At 59.5% G+C, this 18,380-nt stretch carries 18 protein-coding genes; 2 read left to right on the top strand and 16 right to left on the bottom strand.

The genetic code is table 11. The features are described 5' to 3' along the window. Positions 1–261: 261 nt before the first annotated feature. The 16 genes from LMTR13_RS17580 to LMTR13_RS17505 all read right to left on the bottom strand — a co-directional run bounded on the left by LMTR13_RS17580 (position 262) and on the right by LMTR13_RS17505 (position 17,342). Entirely contained in the window at positions 262–693 is a 432-nt protein-coding gene (locus LMTR13_RS17580) for a PAS domain-containing protein (protein ID WP_236843420.1), read from the bottom strand. Positions 694–864: 171 nt separating this feature from the next. Then, complete coding sequence (locus LMTR13_RS17575; RefSeq protein WP_065728941.1) at positions 865–1,047, bottom strand: hypothetical protein; 183 nt, start codon at positions 1,045–1,047, stop codon at positions 865–867. Between the two features lie 52 nt (positions 1,048–1,099). After that, complete coding sequence (locus LMTR13_RS17570) at positions 1,100–2,215, bottom strand: WD40 repeat domain-containing protein (protein WP_065728940.1); 1,116 nt, start codon at positions 2,213–2,215, stop codon at positions 1,100–1,102. A gap of 24 nt (positions 2,216–2,239) precedes the next feature. Next, on the bottom strand, positions 2,240–2,548 hold the full coding sequence (locus LMTR13_RS17565) for a hypothetical protein (RefSeq protein WP_065728939.1): 309 nt from the start codon (positions 2,546–2,548) through the stop codon (positions 2,240–2,242). Further along, positions 2,545–2,994: a hypothetical protein gene (locus LMTR13_RS17560; RefSeq protein WP_065728938.1), complete on the bottom strand. Its 450-nt coding sequence runs from the start codon at positions 2,992–2,994 to the stop codon at positions 2,545–2,547. The genes LMTR13_RS17565 and LMTR13_RS17560 overlap by 4 nt, the downstream gene beginning before the upstream one ends. A gap of 13 nt (positions 2,995–3,007) precedes the next feature. Beyond that, positions 3,008–4,720, bottom strand: coding sequence for a sigma-54-dependent Fis family transcriptional regulator (locus LMTR13_RS17555; RefSeq protein WP_236843418.1), 1,713 nt, complete (start codon positions 4,718–4,720; stop codon positions 3,008–3,010). A gap of 450 nt (positions 4,721–5,170) precedes the next feature. Further along, positions 5,171–5,665, bottom strand: coding sequence for a hypothetical protein (locus tag LMTR13_RS17550; protein WP_065728936.1), 495 nt, complete (start codon positions 5,663–5,665; stop codon positions 5,171–5,173). A gap of 133 nt (positions 5,666–5,798) precedes the next feature. After that, positions 5,799–6,479 carry an aquaporin gene (locus tag LMTR13_RS17545; RefSeq protein ID WP_065728935.1) on the bottom strand — a complete coding sequence of 227 codons (681 nt, stop codon included), beginning with the start codon at positions 6,477–6,479 and terminating at the stop codon, positions 5,799–5,801. A gap of 151 nt (positions 6,480–6,630) precedes the next feature. Next, positions 6,631–8,262, bottom strand: coding sequence for a molecular chaperone GroEL (gene groEL, locus LMTR13_RS17540; protein WP_065728934.1), 1,632 nt, complete (start codon positions 8,260–8,262; stop codon positions 6,631–6,633). A 105-nt stretch (positions 8,263–8,367) separates the two neighbouring features. After that, positions 8,368–9,216: an iron-sulfur cluster assembly protein gene (locus LMTR13_RS17535; protein ID WP_065728933.1), complete on the bottom strand. Its 849-nt coding sequence runs from the start codon at positions 9,214–9,216 to the stop codon at positions 8,368–8,370. 5 nt (positions 9,217–9,221) lie between these two features. Continuing rightward, positions 9,222–10,244, bottom strand: a complete 1,023-nt coding sequence (locus tag LMTR13_RS17530) for an amidohydrolase family protein (protein WP_065728932.1) — start codon at positions 10,242–10,244, stop codon at positions 9,222–9,224. 125 nt (positions 10,245–10,369) lie between these two features. Next, entirely contained in the window at positions 10,370–10,741 is a 372-nt protein-coding gene (locus tag LMTR13_RS17525) for an MmoB/DmpM family protein (RefSeq protein ID WP_065728931.1), read from the bottom strand. Positions 10,742–10,747: 6 nt separating this feature from the next. Next, on the bottom strand, positions 10,748–11,818 hold the full coding sequence (locus LMTR13_RS17520) for an aromatic/alkene monooxygenase hydroxylase subunit beta (RefSeq protein ID WP_065728930.1): 1,071 nt from the start codon (positions 11,816–11,818) through the stop codon (positions 10,748–10,750). 56 nt (positions 11,819–11,874) lie between these two features. Continuing rightward, on the bottom strand, positions 11,875–12,915 hold the full coding sequence (locus LMTR13_RS17515; RefSeq protein WP_065728929.1) for a 2Fe-2S iron-sulfur cluster-binding protein: 1,041 nt from the start codon (positions 12,913–12,915) through the stop codon (positions 11,875–11,877). An 85-nt stretch (positions 12,916–13,000) separates the two neighbouring features. Further along, positions 13,001–14,671 (bottom strand): aromatic/alkene/methane monooxygenase hydroxylase/oxygenase subunit alpha, encoded by a 1,671-nt coding sequence (locus tag LMTR13_RS17510; protein ID WP_065728928.1) that lies wholly within the window; start codon positions 14,669–14,671, stop codon positions 13,001–13,003. A gap of 1,618 nt (positions 14,672–16,289) precedes the next feature. After that, positions 16,290–17,342, bottom strand: a complete 1,053-nt coding sequence (locus LMTR13_RS17505; protein ID WP_065732767.1) for an NAD(P)-dependent alcohol dehydrogenase — start codon at positions 17,340–17,342, stop codon at positions 16,290–16,292. Positions 17,343–17,646: 304 nt separating this feature from the next. Here LMTR13_RS17505 and LMTR13_RS17500 point away from each other — a divergent pair, with 304 nt between their 5' ends. Both LMTR13_RS17500 and LMTR13_RS17495 read left to right on the top strand, forming a co-directional pair. Next, positions 17,647–17,967, top strand: coding sequence for a c-type cytochrome (locus tag LMTR13_RS17500; protein WP_065732766.1), 321 nt, complete (start codon positions 17,647–17,649; stop codon positions 17,965–17,967). Further along, complete coding sequence (locus LMTR13_RS17495) at positions 17,968–18,363, top strand: VOC family protein (protein ID WP_065728927.1); 396 nt, start codon at positions 17,968–17,970, stop codon at positions 18,361–18,363. It abuts the gene before it with no gap. The last annotated feature ends 17 nt before the right edge of the window (positions 18,364–18,380 follow it).

Genomic DNA, 18,380 nt, shown 5'->3' with positions numbered 1-18,380 from the left:
AAGGTCGCCGCCACCTAGTCGGCAATGCATCGAAGCTCAGCGCGGCGTTCCCCCGCAAAAGCGCGGTCGGGGTCGCGCCGTCTTTCAATTTTCGTCCAATGGCAATCAACGTGAGGAAGCGTCGGTCAGTCCAATCCATCATGGGCCACCTTGAGCCAGCTCCAGACAGGCAAACTGCTGAAACCCAAGCTGTTGCGCTAGCCGCGCGCCGACCCGATTAGACGCATCCGCATCACTGGCGTTTGAATTGCATCGATGAGCTCATGGAACCTGTTCTCGACCGCTTTCATCCTGGTTCGACGGTCTTGAAAGACCGCCTCCTCCTATCGCGCTCTCAAAATCGGTAGCCAGCCTGTGAATCAGCGCTTTCTTCTCTCCCTCCGCCCTCATCAGCTCGTCAATGTCAACCAGCGATCCACAGGCGCGCCGCGGCCTGCCTTTCTCGTCGAGCACAACTCCGCCCGTCGCGCGGAACCAGCGATAGCTCCCGTCTTTGACGTTCAGGCGGTACTTCACGTCATAGCCGACGCCGGTCTGACAGGTCGAACCGAACGCCGCGAACGTCGCCGCCGCATCGTCCGGATGCAGGCGGTCGGACCAGGATTGCACGACGTTTGGGAATTCGGTCTCCGTCTTGTACCCGCACAAGCGGCGGAATTCGCTCGACCACGTCCAACGCGCCTTCGGGTGCATCGCGTCCCCTTCGTAGAGGATCGCATCCCAAAGTCCGATGCCGCAATGGAGCGACAGCGTCTCGAGCCACTCAGCTTTGTGAAGAAGTTCGCCGTCCTGAAAAAGTCCCTTCAAATATTTCCCCCTTGAATTCTCCTCACCACGGATTGCGCCATTAGCAAAGCGGGCACGTCACTGCGTTGCTGCGCTTCGCTCGAAGGGCTTGTTTTCGGCGATGAACCTTGCAGCCAGCACCAGAGCGCCCATCGAAAACTCCTTTCCATGCGCGACAATCATTCGCTCGGAGAGTTCCGCCAGCTCCTTGAAGAAATGATCTTTGCTTTCGGCTTCATCTGGCGATCGAGTAGCTGTCATGGTTCTCTCCTGATGATTGCGGCAAGGCTCGTCGCCCCGCCGCGGGGGCAAGCTATTTGAAAATGTGCGGGGGAAACGTCACGAGCGCCGTCTCCCCGTCGCTTGTTCCGAGTGCAAGATGCTGGCCATCGCGTGACCATTGCAGGGCTTGGACAGCGCCTCCACCGGGCGATTTGACGACCAGTTCGTCGGGTTCTCCGATCCTGGCCACAACGACCATCCCATCGCCGTAACCCGCTGCGACCAGCCGACGCTCTGGGTGCATATCCACCGTCTTGACGAGGACGAATCTGGAGCGCCCGGTGGTGAGGTTTATCGGCTGCTCGCTTTCGCCAGCGAGGCTGGAAACATCCCACGCGATCATCCGATAGGCTCCGCTCGTGACAAGCACGCAGGAGTCCGCACTCCACGAGAGAGACGCAACGTTTGCGGGATAGCTGGGAATCCGGACGATCTTCGCATCGGCAAGGCGCACCAAGACGATGCCCGTTTCCACGACGGACAGCGCCAACCAACTACCGTCGGGGCTCCATGACATGCTTGAGATTGAACCTAGCTCGAATGAAGCCGCCGGCTCGGGTCGCGGGCCAAAGGCACGAACAAGCAGACAACCGTCGGCGCCCATCGCAAAGCGCCGACCATCTCGCGATACGGCCATTGCCGATGCATTCGCTCCCGCACGCTCCTGGAGCCAGCTAACGTCGCCATTGCAATCATAAAAAATAGTCGACCCGCCCGAGGCGGCCAGAACGCCCCCAGTGTGTTCCGGGGCGAGGAGATCGATTGGAGAACCATGGTTCGCGGTTACTCGCGTAACGCCCGACGCAGACACGCGAAGCAGCCGATCGCGATCACTCGCGATAAAGCCCGAGGTTCCGAACGAGGCGAGATGAAGCGGGGCATCGCTGATTACGACTTTCGTCAACGGAGGTATCGGTTTCCGTCGCGGTGCAATCGTTGTCCGGCCGTCGTCGAGCGCCACACGACAGCGATCCTGCGGCGGCTCGATGTCTGTCAGGGGAGCAATCGCCAACGCACCATCGGCGAGTGCGAACGCAACCGCCTGTCCTGCAGAGTCGAACGCCGTGCTCCTAACAGGCGCGCCCACCGTCCAGTGCCGCCCAAGCAGGTCATAAAGCGTTGTGGTCTCTTCTTCCATCGTGTCCATTGATCGTCTCTCGTTCGGAACGGCTCAACTGCCGTCGGCAATCCATCCGTCCAGTTCTTCAAGGCGTCGCTCAAGCGCGACGCACTGAGCGTCGCACGCGGCCATTTCGACATGCGCCCTTTGGCGTCGCTCGTACGCGTCCTCGAGCGCCTTGGTAAGCGCATGTGACGGACCTGACGCCGCAATCTCCTGTTCGATCTGCTGAATCTCGAACTCCGCGCCGCCGCCAAGCTGACGGTTGAGAAGACTGCGCGCTTGAGCGGATGATACTTCCTGAACAATCTGTAACCGCTGGTTCAACGCCTCGACAAGGCTGAGGTGACTAATGCTCATGCGTCAGCCCTGATCTGAATGAGGAGGCGCTGCAGGCCACCTACACCTGATGCGAAGCGGAGCTGTGCATCATTGATGTGTGATCGCAGAGAGTCCCACAGATCGACCCTCAGCAAGCGCGCCGGATCTCCGGCCATCGTCTCGAGGGCTTGGAGGCCGAACTGATGCCGTAAGCCGACGCCCTGCAAGACGAAGTCTGTCAGCTCGCGAGCGTGCGTTTCGATGAAGGGGCGCAAAAACGGATGTGCGTCATAGCCGATGTCGCGCTTTGCTAATTCGATCTCGATGAATACGACGAAATGCCGAACCAGCAGGTTTTGGCTTTCGCCGACCAGGTGCACCACAAACGTTACGTCGCGGTCTGCGTGCTCAAGGATCTGCGAAGCCAACGTCGCCGCGGCGACCGGCTCTTCTCCGTCTTTCTGTCCGTCCCAGACAGTCGCCATGCCGGTCCTGTCCTCAGGTCCGCGAACGATATTGGTGCAATTTGCGATATAGCGTGGCACGCGAAAGGCCGAGCTTGTCGGCGGCGGCCGCGATGTTGCCGCCAGCGTTTGCGACGGCCCTCTCGATGGCACGGCGCTCCATTTCGTCGAAGCGCGCGATCTCGTCGCTCTCAGACACCGTTGCCACTTGACCTGTGTGCGTGGGCGTCGGGGCCGGCTGGGTCGTCGTCGCTTCCAGAAAGTCCTCCGGCAAGTCTCTAGCAGTAACTATGCCGGTGAGCGTCATCAGCACGAGGTTCTCAATCAGATTGCGCAGTTCGCGAACGTTTCCCGGCCATGAATAGCGCAGCAGCAATTCCATCGTGGCCGGCTCGAAATGCAGCGGTTGGGTGTTATAGGTGGTTGCGAATTGTCGATTGAAGTGATCGATCAGGATCTCGACATCGCCAAGGCGCTCGCGGAGGGGCGGGATGGTGATCTTGACGACACCGATGCGGAAATACAGGTCCTTCCGGAACCGTCCCTCGGCAACTTCCTGCTTCAGATTCCGGTTAGTCGAGGCCACGAGTCGGACATCCACCGGACGCGCCTTGCTTTCACCGAGCCGGTACACCGCGCGCTCCTCAAGCACGCGGAGCAGGTAAGGCTGCAGATCCAGCGGCATCTCGCCAATTTCGTCCAGGCTGAGCACGCCGCCATTGGCAAACTCAAACCGTCCAGGCCGCCCCTCGCGCGTAGCCCCGGTGAAGGCGCCGGGCGCATGCCCGAATAGTTCGCCGCCGAGAAGGTCCTTCGAGACCGCACCGCAATTGAAGGCGACGAAAGGCTCCTTACCCGTCTTCAGGCTGGCAGCGTGAACGAGACGGGCAAACAGCTCCTTGCCGACACCCGTCTCGCCCTCAAGCAGGATTGCCGTCCGACCGAGCGCCGCCCGGGCAACCTTATCGACCGTCTGCAACAATGCGTCACTGCATCCGACAAATGCTTCCTTGGCCGACATGAGTGCCGCGTGGGCCGTCGGGGACATCTGGGATGCGGCAGAATTTGTGCGCGGCCTCGATGCAAGGACAAGCATCGCGCCCTTCACGGCACCATCAATCACTAGTGGCTCGATCCGCTGCTCGCGCAGTTCCTCGGGTAGCCCACCGACGAGGTCTTTGACCAAGAAGCCCTCGCGGCTTGGGAGAAGCTGGGTCCCGATGCTCAATTCACGAGACTGCGAGATCCGCCGCCAACGAGTCGACGCCATGTCGTTGTGATGCACCACTCGGCCGTACCGATCGAGAATTACGACGCCGTCGGCACTGTTCATCCCCGGCATCCGAGAAATACTCGCTTCGAGTAGCCGCAATCTTTCGAGGCGGATCTTTTCCGAGAGCGCAAGCTCGATGTGATTGGCCGCGATTACCGCCAGCGCCACATTGTGCCGGTGGAAGATCGCCTGGGGTCCGGAGAAATCGATAATGCCGATGATGCTGCCGTCGATTGGGCTGCGAATGGGACTGCCGACACAGGTCCATGCCTTGATGCCTTCGGAAAAATGTTCGGCCGCGTGGACATGAACCGGTTTTCCCGTCACGAGAGCCGTGCCGATGCCGTTGGTACCGGTCACCATCTCGCCCCAGGCGGCGCCGACTTCCAGGCGAATATCGTGCCCTGCATCAATCGTCCGCTGATCGCCCCCGACATCCAGCACGACACCGTTCCTGTCGGTGATGACCAGCATCGTGGCCGCGTCACCGAGCACCTCCGCGACGCGGCGGAAGGTGTGCGCGCTCGAGCCAAGCAGGTCATCGTTCTTCAGGCGCAGTTCATAAAGATCATCCGGCGAGGCGACGAGATTGCTGCCCTTGCAATGTGCATTGACCCCGGATTTGATACTGCGCTGCCATGATTCCTCGATGACGCCTCGCACCAGCGCGTTCTCGCGCTTGGTGTCTCCGAACGTCAGGAAATTTTCCCAAGCCTTGTTGGTTTCGCGCTCGTCGTATGGCCGTCCCTGATCCGTATCCGAAGCGCCGTCCGGCACTTCGTAGCCTTCCAGGGAAAACGGCGGCTTAGCCATGAGCGCTTCCGTCAGCATTGGAACACCATATTTGCGCGGCAAACGGCAACCCGAACGGCAAGAACGACTTGAACTCGACCAAACCGGGGATGGCAGGTCGGGTTCAGCAGATCATTCGACGCTTTTGGTGATTGCGTCTAACCCGAGGCGGCCTGAGATGATCTGTTCCAGACGCCCTTCCGACGCTTCGTCCGGCACACTCATCCTCTCAAGGTCGGCGAGGACTTCGCATATCCCATCATCCAGGGGCTCGAAGATTCCGTTCTCGCGTGTCGCCAGGGCGAAGTATCGCGACTGGCCCTTGCCGCGCAGTTCGCCGACAAAATGGAGCTGTCGCCCCGACGCGAGATCTGCGATCACGACACGGCCGTTAAGGCTGATCCGCACATAGGGCTCCGCCTCTCTGGGACGACCTGGCGGCGTCAGCCACAGCTTGCCTGATGGCTGAGGCTGCAGAGGAGGCGTGGGATTGCGCAATTCCTGCCAGCGTCCACCCGTCAGATGATTGGCGACCGCGTTGATCTTCGTGCGGTTCTTCTTAAGAAAGTCCTTCGCTGCAACCTCTTCCCGGTGTGGACCGTCTCGCTTGGAGATGATGTAGACCATGTTCCGTTCCCTCCTGCTCCGGTTGGTCGGATGGCCGTGGAGGCTTGTTGCTCGCCCCCTTTCGGCTCACACCGGAGTTCTAATACTGTAGCCCGTTCTAAGTCGTTGTCACAGCCCAATCAGCGACCACCGATCAAGCCGTCGCCGCGACCTGGCGCGTGACGCCGGCCTTGAAGACGTAACCGGACAATGCGGCTCCGAAGCACGGCGCTACAAAATAGAGCCACACCTGCGACAGCGCATCAGGACCTGCGAACAGTGCAGGACCCAACGAGCGCGCCGGGTTGACCGATGCTCCCGACACGGCAATGCCGGCGAGATGGATGGCTACCAGCGTAAGGCCGATCACCAAGCCGGCGTAGGCGGAGGCAGCGCCGTTTTGCGTGGCGCCAAGGATTACCGTCAGAAACAGAAAGGTTGCCGCCGCCTCGAACACGAATGCGGAGAGCACGTTATACTGACCCCAGCCATTCTGGGCAAAACCGTTCGCCGCGACGTCGTAACCTCCGACCTTGCCTTCCGCGATAAGGTACAGCACGGCTGCAGCCGCGATTCCGCCGATGAACTGCGCAACGATGTAGCCGGAAAAATCCCGTGGCGACATCCGACCGGCGATGAGCATGCCGAGGCTGACGGCCGGATTGAGATGCGCGCCGGAGATGTTTCCGATCGAATAGGCCATCGCGATCACTGACAGGCCGAATGCGAACGCCACACCCAATAACCCGACTTCGGCCCGCATGAAGATCACGGTCGCGCAGCCAAAGAACACAAGCGCGAACGTGCCGATGAATTCCGCAACATACTTATGCATGACGTCCCCTCTCTGGTGATGACTTCGATAACGGACCGTCCCGTTCGCCGGTTGCTTCGCGGTCAGACTTGCGACCGATCCGCCTATTTTGCCACGATATCCCGATCGCCGGATCCTTAGACGGCGCCGCGGAACACGGACAGCGTATGCCTCACGCGCGCCCAAGCTTCTCTGCCCCGCCGCCCAGTGCCGGTCCCTGTGTCGGGTCGATGTACTCCGGCACATCGGCAACCAGCGTGTTGGTCGTCAGCACCAGCGTGGCGACGGAAGCCGCGTTTCGAAGCGCGGTATATGTCACCCGAACTGGGTCGATGATGCCGGCCGAAACCATGTCGATGAACTTACCATTAGCAGCGTCGAATCCGACTCCCGCCGGCGCGCGCTGCAGGTCGGCCACGACCTTCTCGGCATCATGACCCGCATTCCGGGCAATGAAAGCAGCGGGACGGGACAGGGTTTCGCGCACTAACTTGATGCCCTCGCCCAGGTCGCCATTGATGTTACCGAGCGCGCGAGCCACCACCGGCGCGCACTGCGCCAATGCCGTGCCGCCACCCGGCACAATGCCTTCCTCGGCTGCGGCACGCGCCGCGCTGAGCGCATCGTCGATCAGCTGAATCGTCCGTTTCTGCTCGACCGGCGTGACGCCGCCCGCAAAGATCACGGCAGTCCCGCCTGACAGCTTCGCCAACCGCTCCTTGAGCTTGTCCTGTTCGATATTCGGCGGTGCCAGATCGTGTTGCTTGGCCACCTGTTGGCGCCGCGCTGCGATCGCCGCGTCGTCGCCGCCGCCGCGAATGATCACCGTTTCGCGCGCACTGGCCCGAACCTGCCGCGCGGTGCCGAGATCGGCAAGGCCAACCTCCTCCAGCTTGCCACCAAGCTCGCGGGCGATCACCCGCCCGCCGGTGATGATGGCGAGATCGTCCATCATCGCCTTGCGCCAGTGGCCATAGTCGGGCGGATTGACCACGAGGACCTTGCCGCGGTTACCATCGCCAAGCAGCGTGACGACGACTTCGGGTGCGATCTCTTCAGCGACAATCACGAGCGGTCGCCCGGTGGCCGCGACCGCCGTGCGCACCGCCGCCAGCTCGCTCGGCGCCCTGATCTTTAGATCGGTCAGAAGAATGTAGGGCTGATCCAGCACCACTTCCATCTTTTCGACATCCGTCACCATGTGGTGAGAAATGTAACCGCGGTCGAACGACATGCCTTCGACGACCTCGAGCGTCGTGCTGGTCGTCAGCCCGTATTCAGAACTGATGATTCCGTCCTTGCCGACACGCTCCACCGCCTCGGCGATCAGACCGCCAAGATGGGAGTCGGTCGACGCAATCGTCGCCACTGCCTGGAGCGTCTTGCGGTCCGATACGGCAATTGCCGAACTCTTCAGAGTCTCGACAACGACCTCGACGGCCCGGTCAATGCCCTTGCAGAGATCAACGGCCTTGGCGCCGCGCTCGAGGGCCGCAACGCCGCCTTGAATGAGGCCGTTTGCGAGCACCATCGCGGTTGTTGTACCGTCGCCGGCGACTTCGTTGGTCTGCATAGAGACTTCGCGCACTACCTGAGCGCCCATGTTCTCGAAACGGTCAGGCAATTCGATTTCGGAAGCGATGGTGACGCCATCGCGTGACACGATGGGCGTGCCGATCGGCCTGTCGACCATCGCGTTCATGCCCTTGGGGCCGAGCGTCGATTCAACCGCAGCGGCAAGCTTCTGGACCCCGCGCGCAAGAGCGCGGCGGGCTTCAATGTTATGCAACAGAACTTTCGGCATTGCGTTTCACTCCCCACGCGGTGGTCTCTTGGTTGTCTGGTCGGGCGGACTTGCTGATCGCTCCGGTTGTTGGCACTGGCAGGCAATGAGCCGGTCAATGCGACCTCATGCGAGCGCAGCGGAATGCTTCTCAGTGGTCGCAGGCGACCCACCGGATCGCACGGCGCAGCCACTGGCGCAGCCTCCGCACGGCGCTGCGTTAACAGGCAACCGTTCCGCAACGCCTCCATCGAGTTCGCCATACCGGGCAGCAAGAAGGCCTCTACACAGTGAGCTATTGAACTCCATATTGATGCGTACTCCCCGTAACCGCTGCATATACGACGCGAATTCATGGCGCTTGATGGGATGGCCCTCGTAAGTGACGAAGGCGCGGTCGCCGGGCCGCACGGCAAGGCGTCGTTCAACCAGAAGCTCGCGATATCGCGGTTTTTGGCGCGCAACTTCCTTCGAGCCGAAGTCGATCAGATCGTAGGTGCCCAGGTCCATCCGGCAGATCGCTCCATCCTCGTAACCCACCCCGCGCAACGCCAGTATCATGACCTCCTGGCGTCGCTCGAATGCCTTGCGGCGAAACTTCTCCCGCACTTCGTCCAGCGACCCGCCGGACGCGAAGTCCTTGAGCGCGTCGCCAAACGACTTGCCCTCGGAGACTCCACGATTGATCTCTTCGGCGACCATGTGATCCCGAAGCCGCGGACGCACCTGACGGACCCAGGGCAAGGACAACACCGCACGACGCATGCCATCCGCCATAAGGAACGCAAAATTCGCAGAGCACCAATAGGTCGGCAGCCTGAAGATGATGTCGACTCCGTCATCGCTGTCGACGGAGACAAACTCGATAAATCCGAGATCGGTTACCGACTCATCCAGCTCGGGATCCGTGACCAACGCGAGGCGCTTCCACACCTCGCTGGTCTTTCGGTCCTGATGCACGAGAACCGCGTCCATGATCGTTACTCCGCCGCGGTCGCGCGCACTTGTCCCGCGAGTTTCCGTTTCTGCGCCTCGACATCCACGCCGTACAGACGTGCGGCGTTGAGGCCCAAAATCTTCTTCTTTGCCTGTGGCGTGAGATCGACGCCGTGCTCCTGCTTCAGATCCTCCGGAAGCTCGAAGTTCCAAAACTTCTCGACCAGCCAGCGGGGCGTCCATATGGCGTAGTCGCTGCCGAACAGGATCTTGTCTTCGCCGACCCAGAACAGCAATTCGCTGATCACTTCGGCGAAATAGCGCGGACGTCCGTGGATGAACGGCAACGCTACAGCGAGACCACCATAGACGTTGGTCTCTTGCACGGCGATCCAGCAGAAATCGTCCAGCCGCGGCAGGCCGCAATGCTCGATGATGAAGTTCAGGCCCTGGAAGTCGGTGGCTGCATGATCGACATCGTGAACATCGAATGCGTCCTTATCCAGCGGGATGATCGTCGGCCCCTTGTGGACATGGATGTTCGTGATACCGAGCTTTTGGCAGAGCTCGAAGCAACGATAGGCGTTGGGATCAGTCAGCTTCCAGCCGCGCGATTCTCCCTTCCACTCGGCGGTATAGAGCTTGACGCCCTTGATGCCGAACGTCTCCTTCATATAGTGAATGTACTCAAGCGCCCGTTCTCCATCGCGGGGGTCGAAGGCGCCGTTGACAATGAAGCGATCCTTGTACTGCTTCGCCATTTCGGCATTGCGGTCGATGGTATTGAAGCCATTCTTGTAGAACTCCGTCAGATAGGTCGACTGCACAACGGCCATGTCGTCGGGACCATCGACGAAGAGGTCCTGATACATCTGCTCGGCACTGTATTTCTCGAACTGATCCTTGGGCCAGAGCTTGTCTTTCGGGCTGAGCGAGGTGTGGTAGGCGTAGAAGCAATCAATGAACTGTTTGCCGTGGATATTAAGCTGGTTCGCCGGACTGCCGTCCCAGAAATGGGTGTGACCGTCGATAACGAAAACTTCCTCGCCGGTGGGTGTGATAAACATGATGGTCTCCAGGAGTTTTGGTTAGCTCTATTCGATCAATCCATGCGCCGTGGCTGCGCGAGGAAACTGCGAGAAGCGGTGGGGCCACAGCCGCCGGGGATGTGGCCCCACCCAGTCAGGGAGACTCACTCGATATATTCGAAGACTTCGTCCATGTTGCCGAACAACGTCACCGTATTGTCGTCGATGCGAACCATTCGGCCGTAGTGGGTCGAAGTATTCACCTCGAAGATCTCGGCCGTCATCTCTTTTCCGAGGATGTCGCTGATTTCATCCATCTTGAAGATCAGCTTGCCTTCGCCGTCGATGCGGATCAGGGCCGGCTGATAGGTAACGGTCACATTCGGCTTCTTCCCCATGAACTCGGCGATAGCGCGAGCTTCAACGCTGTCGTTCATGGTGACGCCGCACTGGTGAGAAATCGTCCGGTCGAAAACGATGTCTCCCATCTTCTGAAAGATGTTCTGGTTGGTCGCAGATCTGGAAGCAACGGACATTGCAATTTACTCCTTGGGAAGGACGAGGCCGAGCTCGCCGAGGATCTTCTTGGTGCGTTCGACCGACTGCGCTCTGGCGTCGGCGTACTGCACCGGTTTTGAATGCGGCTGTGACCAGATCGGTTGCAGGCCGGCGGCCGCCTTGTTCGCGAGCGCCACGTGCTTGTTCACCCACCCCTGGAACAGCTTCTTGTTGTGGGCGGCATGCTGATTATCGGTCACCAGCAGATGCATCAGGTCGATCGTGTTCGCGAGATTGCGCTCATAGTCGGCTTCAGCGGCCGAAACGACCGGCGGCGTGATGAAGTCACCGTTCGACGACGCTACCTGCATCAGGAAGCCGCTGCGAAACAGTTCGCCGACGAGCGGCTCGAACACGATATTGGTGGCGAAATACTGCTCGAGGTAGTCCGCCGAGCCCATGATCGATTCGACAGCCTCACGAGTGCCTTGCCAGCCCTTGTCTTCGAGCCACGCACGCTTGCCCGCCGTATCATCGAAGCCGGAAATATCCATTCCGAGCTCGGCGAGATAGAGCGTGATGTCTTGCGCCAGACGAAGCTTGTAGGACGAGTTGGTCAGGGTCGCGTTGTTGATCATCTGGGTGTAGCCGTAGCGCTGCGCCTGCATCAACGACGTACCGAGCCCAAATTCGGCATGCTTCCACGCGCCGAGGTGGGTTTGCAGAATCTTGATCCAGGCCTTTGCAAAGGCTTTCGGCGCCCCGGACTTGCGGCCGTTGGCGATGACCGCTTGAACCATTGCCTCGATCTTGGATTGGCGCTGGTAATGGGTGCGCTCCCACTCCTGGTCCGGAGCACGGAAGGCATGCCAGTTCGAGCTCAAGGCGGCCGTGTTGTCCTTGGTGTAGGCGCCCTTCCCGTTCGGGAAGGAAATGATCCAATCCTGCAGCAGATAGCGCTCAGGATCCGGCTGCACATCGACAGTCACATCCTCATAATGCGTCGCCCGCTTGCTGCGCGGCTCGAAATACCGGTATCTGCGGCTGTCCGAATCCGGAAACACCGCAGCACCTGCTGCACCGGATCCCACTGAAACACTTGGAACGGCAGTCATAGTCTTCCTCCTCCCATTGGTGGCCTTACGCTTGCTAGATCCGCACTTAGAACGTCTCAGCTGTTGGCTGGTGTGAATTTGTCGAAGAAGACCCGATCTGAATCGACATCGTTCATCTGCAGCACCGGCGTCAGCGCCTCGATCATCGGAGATGGCCCGCAGGCATAGACGTCGACGTCTTCGCCGCAGCCCAACTTGCGCAGATGGGCTCCGACCACTTCGTGCACGAAGCCTTTTTCTCCGCTCCAGGCCGCATCGTCGGCGGCATGGGAGAGGACCGGCACGAAGGTAAAGTCCGCATGGTTGGCAGCGATTTCCGCGAAATGATCGAGGTAGAAGAGATCGTTTTGCGTGCGGGCGCCGTAGAAGAAGTGCACCGGTCGCACTTCACCGGAACTGATGTGATCGTGCAGGATCGACCAAAGCGGCGACATCCCCGATCCACCACCGACCAGGATCATGGGTCCGTCTCTGTTTTCCCGCCGGAAGCAGGTGCCGTAGGGTCCTTTGATCCCAACTCTGGTTCCGACGGCGAGGTCGCCGTCGAGCCGGGAGGAGAATCGCCCGTTCGGATACTTCTTGATGATGAATGCGAGCTTTTGGCTTTCGCCCGGCGAATTTGCCATGGAAAACGAGCGCGTAATCGTCTCTGTCCTCGCGAGCGTGATGTCGACATATTGGCCCGCCCAGAACTTCAGAGGTTGCTCCAGCGAGATTTCCAGGCGTCGGATGTCGTGGGTCAATGCGGAGACGCCCGTAACCGTGCCCTCGAAATCCTTGACGGGAATCGATTTCGACAGCACCTCCTCGTCATAGTTGAGAAGCTCAACCTCGAGATCCGAGTACGCCAAGGTTCGGCACAGCAGGATGTAGTCCTGGCCACGCTCCATCTCGTTGAGAGCGAAGGTCGAGTATTTCTTCAACTCCACATCGCCTTCGGTGAGGACACATTTGCAGGCCGAGCATTGACCTTCCTTGCACCCGTGCGGCAAGGCAATGCCCTGGCGAAAGGCGGCGTCGAGAACGGTTTCGTTCTCCTCGACTTCGAATTCTATGCCTACCGGATGCAGGCGAACGACATTAGCGGGCGCGCCCATGAGGGCCTCCTCAAACCAAGGCTTGGAGATCTTCCGGGGGGTGATGGGAAGGAGCCAGCCGGGGCCGGCTCCTTCCCCGTCGCACTTAGTTGCAGGGATTGATAGTGAATCCCTTGCGATAGTCGGCGAGGTGCGCTTCGCGCTCGGCCGGGCTCATCTCCCGCAGCGTGAGCAGCGGGCTCTTCAGAATGTGGCCGCGGACATCGTCGAGCGTCCACATTTCCTTCTCGTCGAAGCGCAGGTGCGGCTGGGCGACCAGGGTCTTGCCGTCAGTGCGCACAAAGCCGAGATCCTTGATGGCGTCGGCGATATCCACATTGTGGTAGACGCTTTCCCACTCGCGGCGGCCGCTGAACCGCCCCATTGCCGGAGTCGGTCGCCCCTGATACTCGCCCGCAAAAGCTTCGACCGCGGTCCAGCGATCGAGCTCATGGGCGAAGGTATACAGCTTGCCGTCGATTTCGTCGGTGACGATGTCCTCACGAATGAGACATGGCACCAGGCTGGACCAGCAACGATGCGGATAAGCGTAGCCAACATCGCTGTTGAACAGAATATTGGTCTGGCCGCGATGCGACAGCTTCTCGTACCATTTCCAGAAGTCGCCGAATTGGGCATACCAGCCTGGATACTTATGCTCGAACCACTCGAAGTCCTTGTCGGTCTGAGCCTCGATGCGCCAGAAGTTCGCCGACCAGCCGACCGCGAAGAACTGCGCGACCTTGTGGACGTAGAATTTTTCGGTCAGCCGTTTCCAGGCGGTCTGAACGTCGTCATGATGAATTTTGATGCCGTACTTTTCGAGCGGCAGCATATAAGTCCGATAATAGTCCTCGAAGATCCAGCGGTGCCACATCTCCGCATAGGACTCTTTGGTCTTGTCGCGGTTTGTAGTGCCGTACTCGATGAATGTACCGATTGCCGCGTCAACAATGCCGTGGTTTTGCCAGAAGGCATACCGCATGTCGCGCTCGAGCAGCAGGTGGTTTTCCGGCTCCTTCAGCATCGACATCAGCATCGAGTGGCCGTTGCCGATGTGGCGGCTCTCGTCCGACTGCACGGAGAGGAAGACGGTCGGCAGCGCGTAGTCGCCATTGCGGGCCGCTTCCGAGGGCATAGCGACGAACAGCGTGTTGGTGAACGCCGTCTCGGCGACCACCGTCAGGTAGACGTTCGCCGACGTGACGGCATCACCGGTGATGAACCCTTCGCCGAACTGACGGCCGATGGTGGTGGCGTAGCACTTGCCGAACGCCTCCTCGGTGATGTCGAAGCCGGCTGGATCGATGTAGTTCTCCATGTACCACTTCTTGAGGTTCATCTGGATGGTCGAATGACGGAATTCGTCGACCATCTGCATAGTGAACCCAGTGCGCAGGTCTTCGCCGGGTGCAAGGCGAGCGACCATTGCCATCGAACGTGCGGCGGAGATTTCCGGGAACGGGATGATCGCCAGAAACAGCTTCATCCATTCGACCCAGCGCGGCTCGACGTTGCGGAACATGTCGCCGCGTAGCGCCGCATCGAGTGCGCCGTAGACCCGGTTGTCCTTCTCCTCCTGCATCGGGAAGTAGGACCGCAGGACCTGCTTCATCGGATCCTTTGGCGCCTTGGTGATCTTGTAGTCGGTCGGGAAGGTCATCGCTTCCTGAATGTAGGACGGATTCCATCCAAGATCGGCGATCTTCTTGGCAGCGTCGCCGACGGAAATGCCGCGCTGGGCGGTGATCTTGTTGAGTGTTAAAGTTCCAGACATCTAGTCAATCCTCCTGATCGGGTCAGAAACCACATCGATATTCCGCCTGCCCAGGACCTCGAAGGACCAGGCAGTGCTTACCCGCGCGTCACGGGCAACCTCACGGCCGTTTGCACGACCGGAAGTTTGATATCGGCAAGGGTCTCAGGATGACTGTGGAGCACTGCGGGGTGATCACGAGCGATCCTCGGCACCAGCGGCCTCCGATCGCAATTGCTTCATCCCGCACATGATGCGCCCTCGACTCGGCCATCCCCTTCCCTCGTTCTTTTCGCGGCTCGCCCCAGACGGACGTCAGCGTTCTTGTGCCAAGTAGCTCTGCAATGGGCGTGCCAGCTCCTCCAAGGGGGCTCGCCAAGTGATTTCTGATTGGATGAGCTCGGAAATGAGCGAAGGCGGAGACGTCGCAACTCCGGGCGTGCGACCGACCGAGATGCAAATTGCGACGGAAATTGCAAAATGAGAATCTCAGCGACGCTTGCGCGTCAGTTTGCAATGCAACTTTTGCGTCGCAATAAATCACCGCCCAGGTACTGGAGTTGGTGATTGGCCGCTGATCGCTGGTATACGTCTGGAAGGAGAGGCGCTCGAACTAGCGGTAGTCCTCCGCAAACGTCGACGGCTTCGGCTGCCCTATTTTCGAGATCCGGCTATCCGAGGAAAGGACGTAACAATCATTATCGCAGAAGGGCAACCTGGTGCTGATCTCTCTCAGGTAGCCTGCGTGAATTGGCTCACAGCAAAATAGACAGTAGGTCTTTGGGCAGGGTGTCCTGCCATTCACCAGAACGAACCTCATGTGGCACCTCCCAATGCGAAGGAGTACAATGCCGCTTGGTAATCGCGGAAACAGTCTAAGCGGCTCGCAACCAGCGGAGCCATTTATGGTCAGCCTCCAGGCGTGCTCTAAACCGGTCGACACACCTCTTGGAGCAAAGCGCCGTTCGCCAGCAGTAGTAGCGAACAAGCCCGAACTTTCCGCCGCAGATGGCGCAGCATCTCGCTGTGCCCTGGTGAATACCTTGGGAGTTCTTGCGCATTTTGGCCTCCTGTACGCATTACGTGTATGGTTCCGCCGCGCTTTTCTTGCCCATAGCGCCGCGTTTACGCGCGCGAGGTGCGTCGTCCGCAATGGTAGTGGCGTGCCAAGTCTCGCGGCGTGTATGGACACCAGACGCTAGAGATCGGGCCTGATGTTCACCTCAAAGCGAAGCGGCTCTTTTTTTGGCCGCTATCGACGTGTCTCGCCGGCGGATACCTTGCACAGGAGACGTGCAATGGGCGTGCCAGACCGCTACGGACTTCTTCCGGGATCGGCTTCCGACAAAGCTGAGCAATGGTGCGATCGCAAAAATCGATCTGAGAACAGTCGCGACGCAAATTGCGACAATTATGCAAAATGAGACTCTATGCGACCCGCGTGAGCATGTAGTTCGGGCCTCGGCGTTGTACCGCAATGTAAGCAGTCTGCTAGGGACTTACCTGATCGGACCGCTGCTTCGCGCTGCCGCGGAGGCCTTTAGAAGGTCTTCAGCAAAAGTGACCGCACCGGCATAACGATAGGAACATGCCAAATCCATCGCGAGCAAATACTCGCGATGGATTACGTAGTTCTGGCTCAAGGAATCAAAACAGCGCGCCCATGGATCTTGCCGGCATTGAGATCGTGCAACGCTCTGTTCGCATCAGCGAGACGATACTCGGCGGTTGCGAGTTCAACCAAGCCCCGATCCGCAAGGGCCATCAACTCCGTTAGCTCAGCCCATGTGCCGACCAGGTTGCCGATAATGTTTTTCTCGGTAATCACCATGTCGACGGTCGGGACACGGATGTCCTCACCGTAGCCAACAACGTAGTAACTGCCCATCGGGCGGGTCATCGCCAGCCCCTTGGATGTCGTGCCCTTCTCGCCGACAAAATCGATCACCGCTTCCGCGCCGTTTCCGGCTGTCAATTCCAGAACGACTGTCACTTCGTTTCCGTCGGCTTTCACCAGATGGTCGGCGCCCGATTTTTCGGCCAGTTTCAGCGACGCATCGGACTTGTCGACCACAATAACGTCGGCCGCACACATCGCCTTGAGACACTGGATTCCAATGTGGCCCAATCCCCCCGCGCCGATGACGACGCAATATTCGCCGGGCAAAAGGTGGCGGGTGGCTTTCTTGATTGCGCGATAGGCCGTGAGACCCGCATCCGCGTAAGGCGCGACATCCTTTGGCGCGAGTGTCCGCGGCAGCGGAACGATGTTGCGTTCCGAGGTGCAAAGGAATTCTGCATAGCCGCCGTTGCAATCAAGACCCGGAAATGTACCGGGACCGTGCATATCGAAGCCACGGCGACAGGCGAGACAGGTGCCGCCGGTGATCTTCGGGTGAACGATTACGGGATCCCCCTTCTTAAGTCCTTCGACTTCCTTGCCAATCTCTTCGACCCAGCCGGCATTCTCGTGTCCCATGATGATGGGTAGCAGTTTATCGCCGGTTGGATCCATATGGGGCTTCCAGACGCCTTCGATGATATGAAGATCGGTCCTGCATACGCCCGCACCCCCGATGCGAACGATGACGTCAGTCGATTTGGTCAGCTTGGGGTCGGGTACTTTTTCTTCGCTGACCCACTGATCGTCGGAAAGCTTCTCGTCATACGCTCTCAATACTTGGGCTCTCATCATCTCCTCCGTCTCCCGGCGAACTTCGGTTCGCCATCGGCGATCGAGCCTCAGCATTTTTCGTGCCAGTGGGTTGTTGCGCGGCACAAACAGCCATTCTCCAAAACGCGACAGCGGCAATCCTGCGGTGCGCCGTCAAAGTTTGTCGTTCATTCGCAATGAAACAACCCGTTACTACCAAACATGGATTGCGGTCATCTAGAGTCCTCGTCAGGGAGGATCGATGGCCAAGCTGGACTCGATAAAGACAATGGCAGCCGGACTTTGCAGTGCCGTATTTGTCGCAAATGCGGCCGGCGCGCAGATGCCACTGCCCTCAGCCAAGCCACCCGATGGCGCGACGCTGTTCAAGCAACAATGCGCGACCTGTCACACCACAAATCAATCCGATCCGGTCCGGCAAGGACCGTCACTGTTCAAGGTCGTCGGCAGGCAGGCGGGCCAGGCGTATGGCTTCCATTACTCGTCAGGTTTCGGGAAGGCGGACTTCGTCTGGGACGACGCCAGGCTCGACGCCTACCTGGCCAATCCGCAGGGGATGATTCCCGGCTCCGTGATGGCCTATCGCCAGCCGAAGCCCGAGACCCGTGCCGCCATCATCGCCTATCTCAAGGAGCTCAACTGAATGGCCAAACCCGTTCACTCGATGATCCGCGTGTTCGACGAGGCGAAATCGCTCGACTTCTACGCGCGAGCCTTCGGGCTCAAGGTTGCAGATTATCTCAAGTTTGCGGATTTCGCGTTGATCTATCTGCGTCATCCCTCCTCGCCCTTCGAGGTCGAACTCACTGTCAATTTTGATCGCAAGGAGCCCTATTCGCTTGGCGACGGCTACGGCCATCTTGCCGTCGTGGTCGATGATGTCGACGCCGAACACGTCAGATTTGCTCGCGAAGATCTGGCGCCCGGGCCGCTGCGCGACTTCAAGCACGACGGCAGGACGCTAGCGCGCTTCTTCTTCGTCTCCGATCCCGACGGCTACAAGATCGAAGTGATCCAGCGAGGCGGCCGGTTCGGTTAATCGCAATCAAAAAAACG

The organism is Bradyrhizobium icense (assembly GCF_001693385.1).
Lineage (GTDB): Bacteria > Pseudomonadota > Alphaproteobacteria > Rhizobiales > Xanthobacteraceae > Bradyrhizobium > Bradyrhizobium icense.
This window is presented reverse-complemented; position numbering and strand designations above follow the sequence as displayed.

Excerpts from the sequence above, each read along its gene's own strand:
- LMTR13_RS17580 (WP_236843420.1), bottom strand. The coding sequence starts at position 693 with ATGCACCCGAAGGCGCGTTGGACGTGGTCGAGCGAATTCCGCCGCTTG.
- LMTR13_RS17575 (WP_065728941.1), bottom strand. The coding sequence starts at position 1,047 with ATGACAGCTACTCGATCGCCAGATGAAGCCGAAAGCAAAGATCATTTC.
- LMTR13_RS17570 (WP_065728940.1), bottom strand. The coding sequence starts at position 2,215 with ATGGACACGATGGAAGAAGAGACCACAACGCTTTATGACCTGCTTGGG.
- LMTR13_RS17565 (WP_065728939.1), bottom strand. The coding sequence starts at position 2,548 with ATGAGCATTAGTCACCTCAGCCTTGTCGAGGCGTTGAACCAGCGGTTA.
- LMTR13_RS17560 (WP_065728938.1), bottom strand. The coding sequence starts at position 2,994 with ATGGCGACTGTCTGGGACGGACAGAAAGACGGAGAAGAGCCGGTCGCC.
- LMTR13_RS17555 (WP_236843418.1), bottom strand. The coding sequence starts at position 4,720 with ATGCTGGTCATCACCGACAGGAACGGTGTCGTGCTGGATGTCGGGGGC.
- LMTR13_RS17550 (WP_065728936.1), bottom strand. The coding sequence starts at position 5,665 with ATGGTCTACATCATCTCCAAGCGAGACGGTCCACACCGGGAAGAGGTT.
- LMTR13_RS17545 (WP_065728935.1), bottom strand. The coding sequence starts at position 6,479 with ATGCATAAGTATGTTGCGGAATTCATCGGCACGTTCGCGCTTGTGTTC.
- groEL (WP_065728934.1), bottom strand. The coding sequence starts at position 8,262 with ATGCCGAAAGTTCTGTTGCATAACATTGAAGCCCGCCGCGCTCTTGCG.
- LMTR13_RS17535 (WP_065728933.1), bottom strand. The coding sequence starts at position 9,216 with ATGGACGCGGTTCTCGTGCATCAGGACCGAAAGACCAGCGAGGTGTGG.
- LMTR13_RS17530 (WP_065728932.1), bottom strand. The coding sequence starts at position 10,244 with ATGTTTATCACACCCACCGGCGAGGAAGTTTTCGTTATCGACGGTCAC.
- LMTR13_RS17525 (WP_065728931.1), bottom strand. The coding sequence starts at position 10,741 with ATGTCCGTTGCTTCCAGATCTGCGACCAACCAGAACATCTTTCAGAAG.
- LMTR13_RS17520 (WP_065728930.1), bottom strand. The coding sequence starts at position 11,818 with ATGACTGCCGTTCCAAGTGTTTCAGTGGGATCCGGTGCAGCAGGTGCT.
- LMTR13_RS17515 (WP_065728929.1), bottom strand. The coding sequence starts at position 12,915 with ATGGGCGCGCCCGCTAATGTCGTTCGCCTGCATCCGGTAGGCATAGAA.
- LMTR13_RS17510 (WP_065728928.1), bottom strand. The coding sequence starts at position 14,671 with ATGTCTGGAACTTTAACACTCAACAAGATCACCGCCCAGCGCGGCATT.
- LMTR13_RS17505 (WP_065732767.1), bottom strand. The coding sequence starts at position 17,342 with ATGAGAGCCCAAGTATTGAGAGCGTATGACGAGAAGCTTTCCGACGAT.
- LMTR13_RS17500 (WP_065732766.1), top strand. The coding sequence starts at position 17,647 with ATGCCACTGCCCTCAGCCAAGCCACCCGATGGCGCGACGCTGTTCAAG.
- LMTR13_RS17495 (WP_065728927.1), top strand. The coding sequence starts at position 17,968 with ATGGCCAAACCCGTTCACTCGATGATCCGCGTGTTCGACGAGGCGAAA.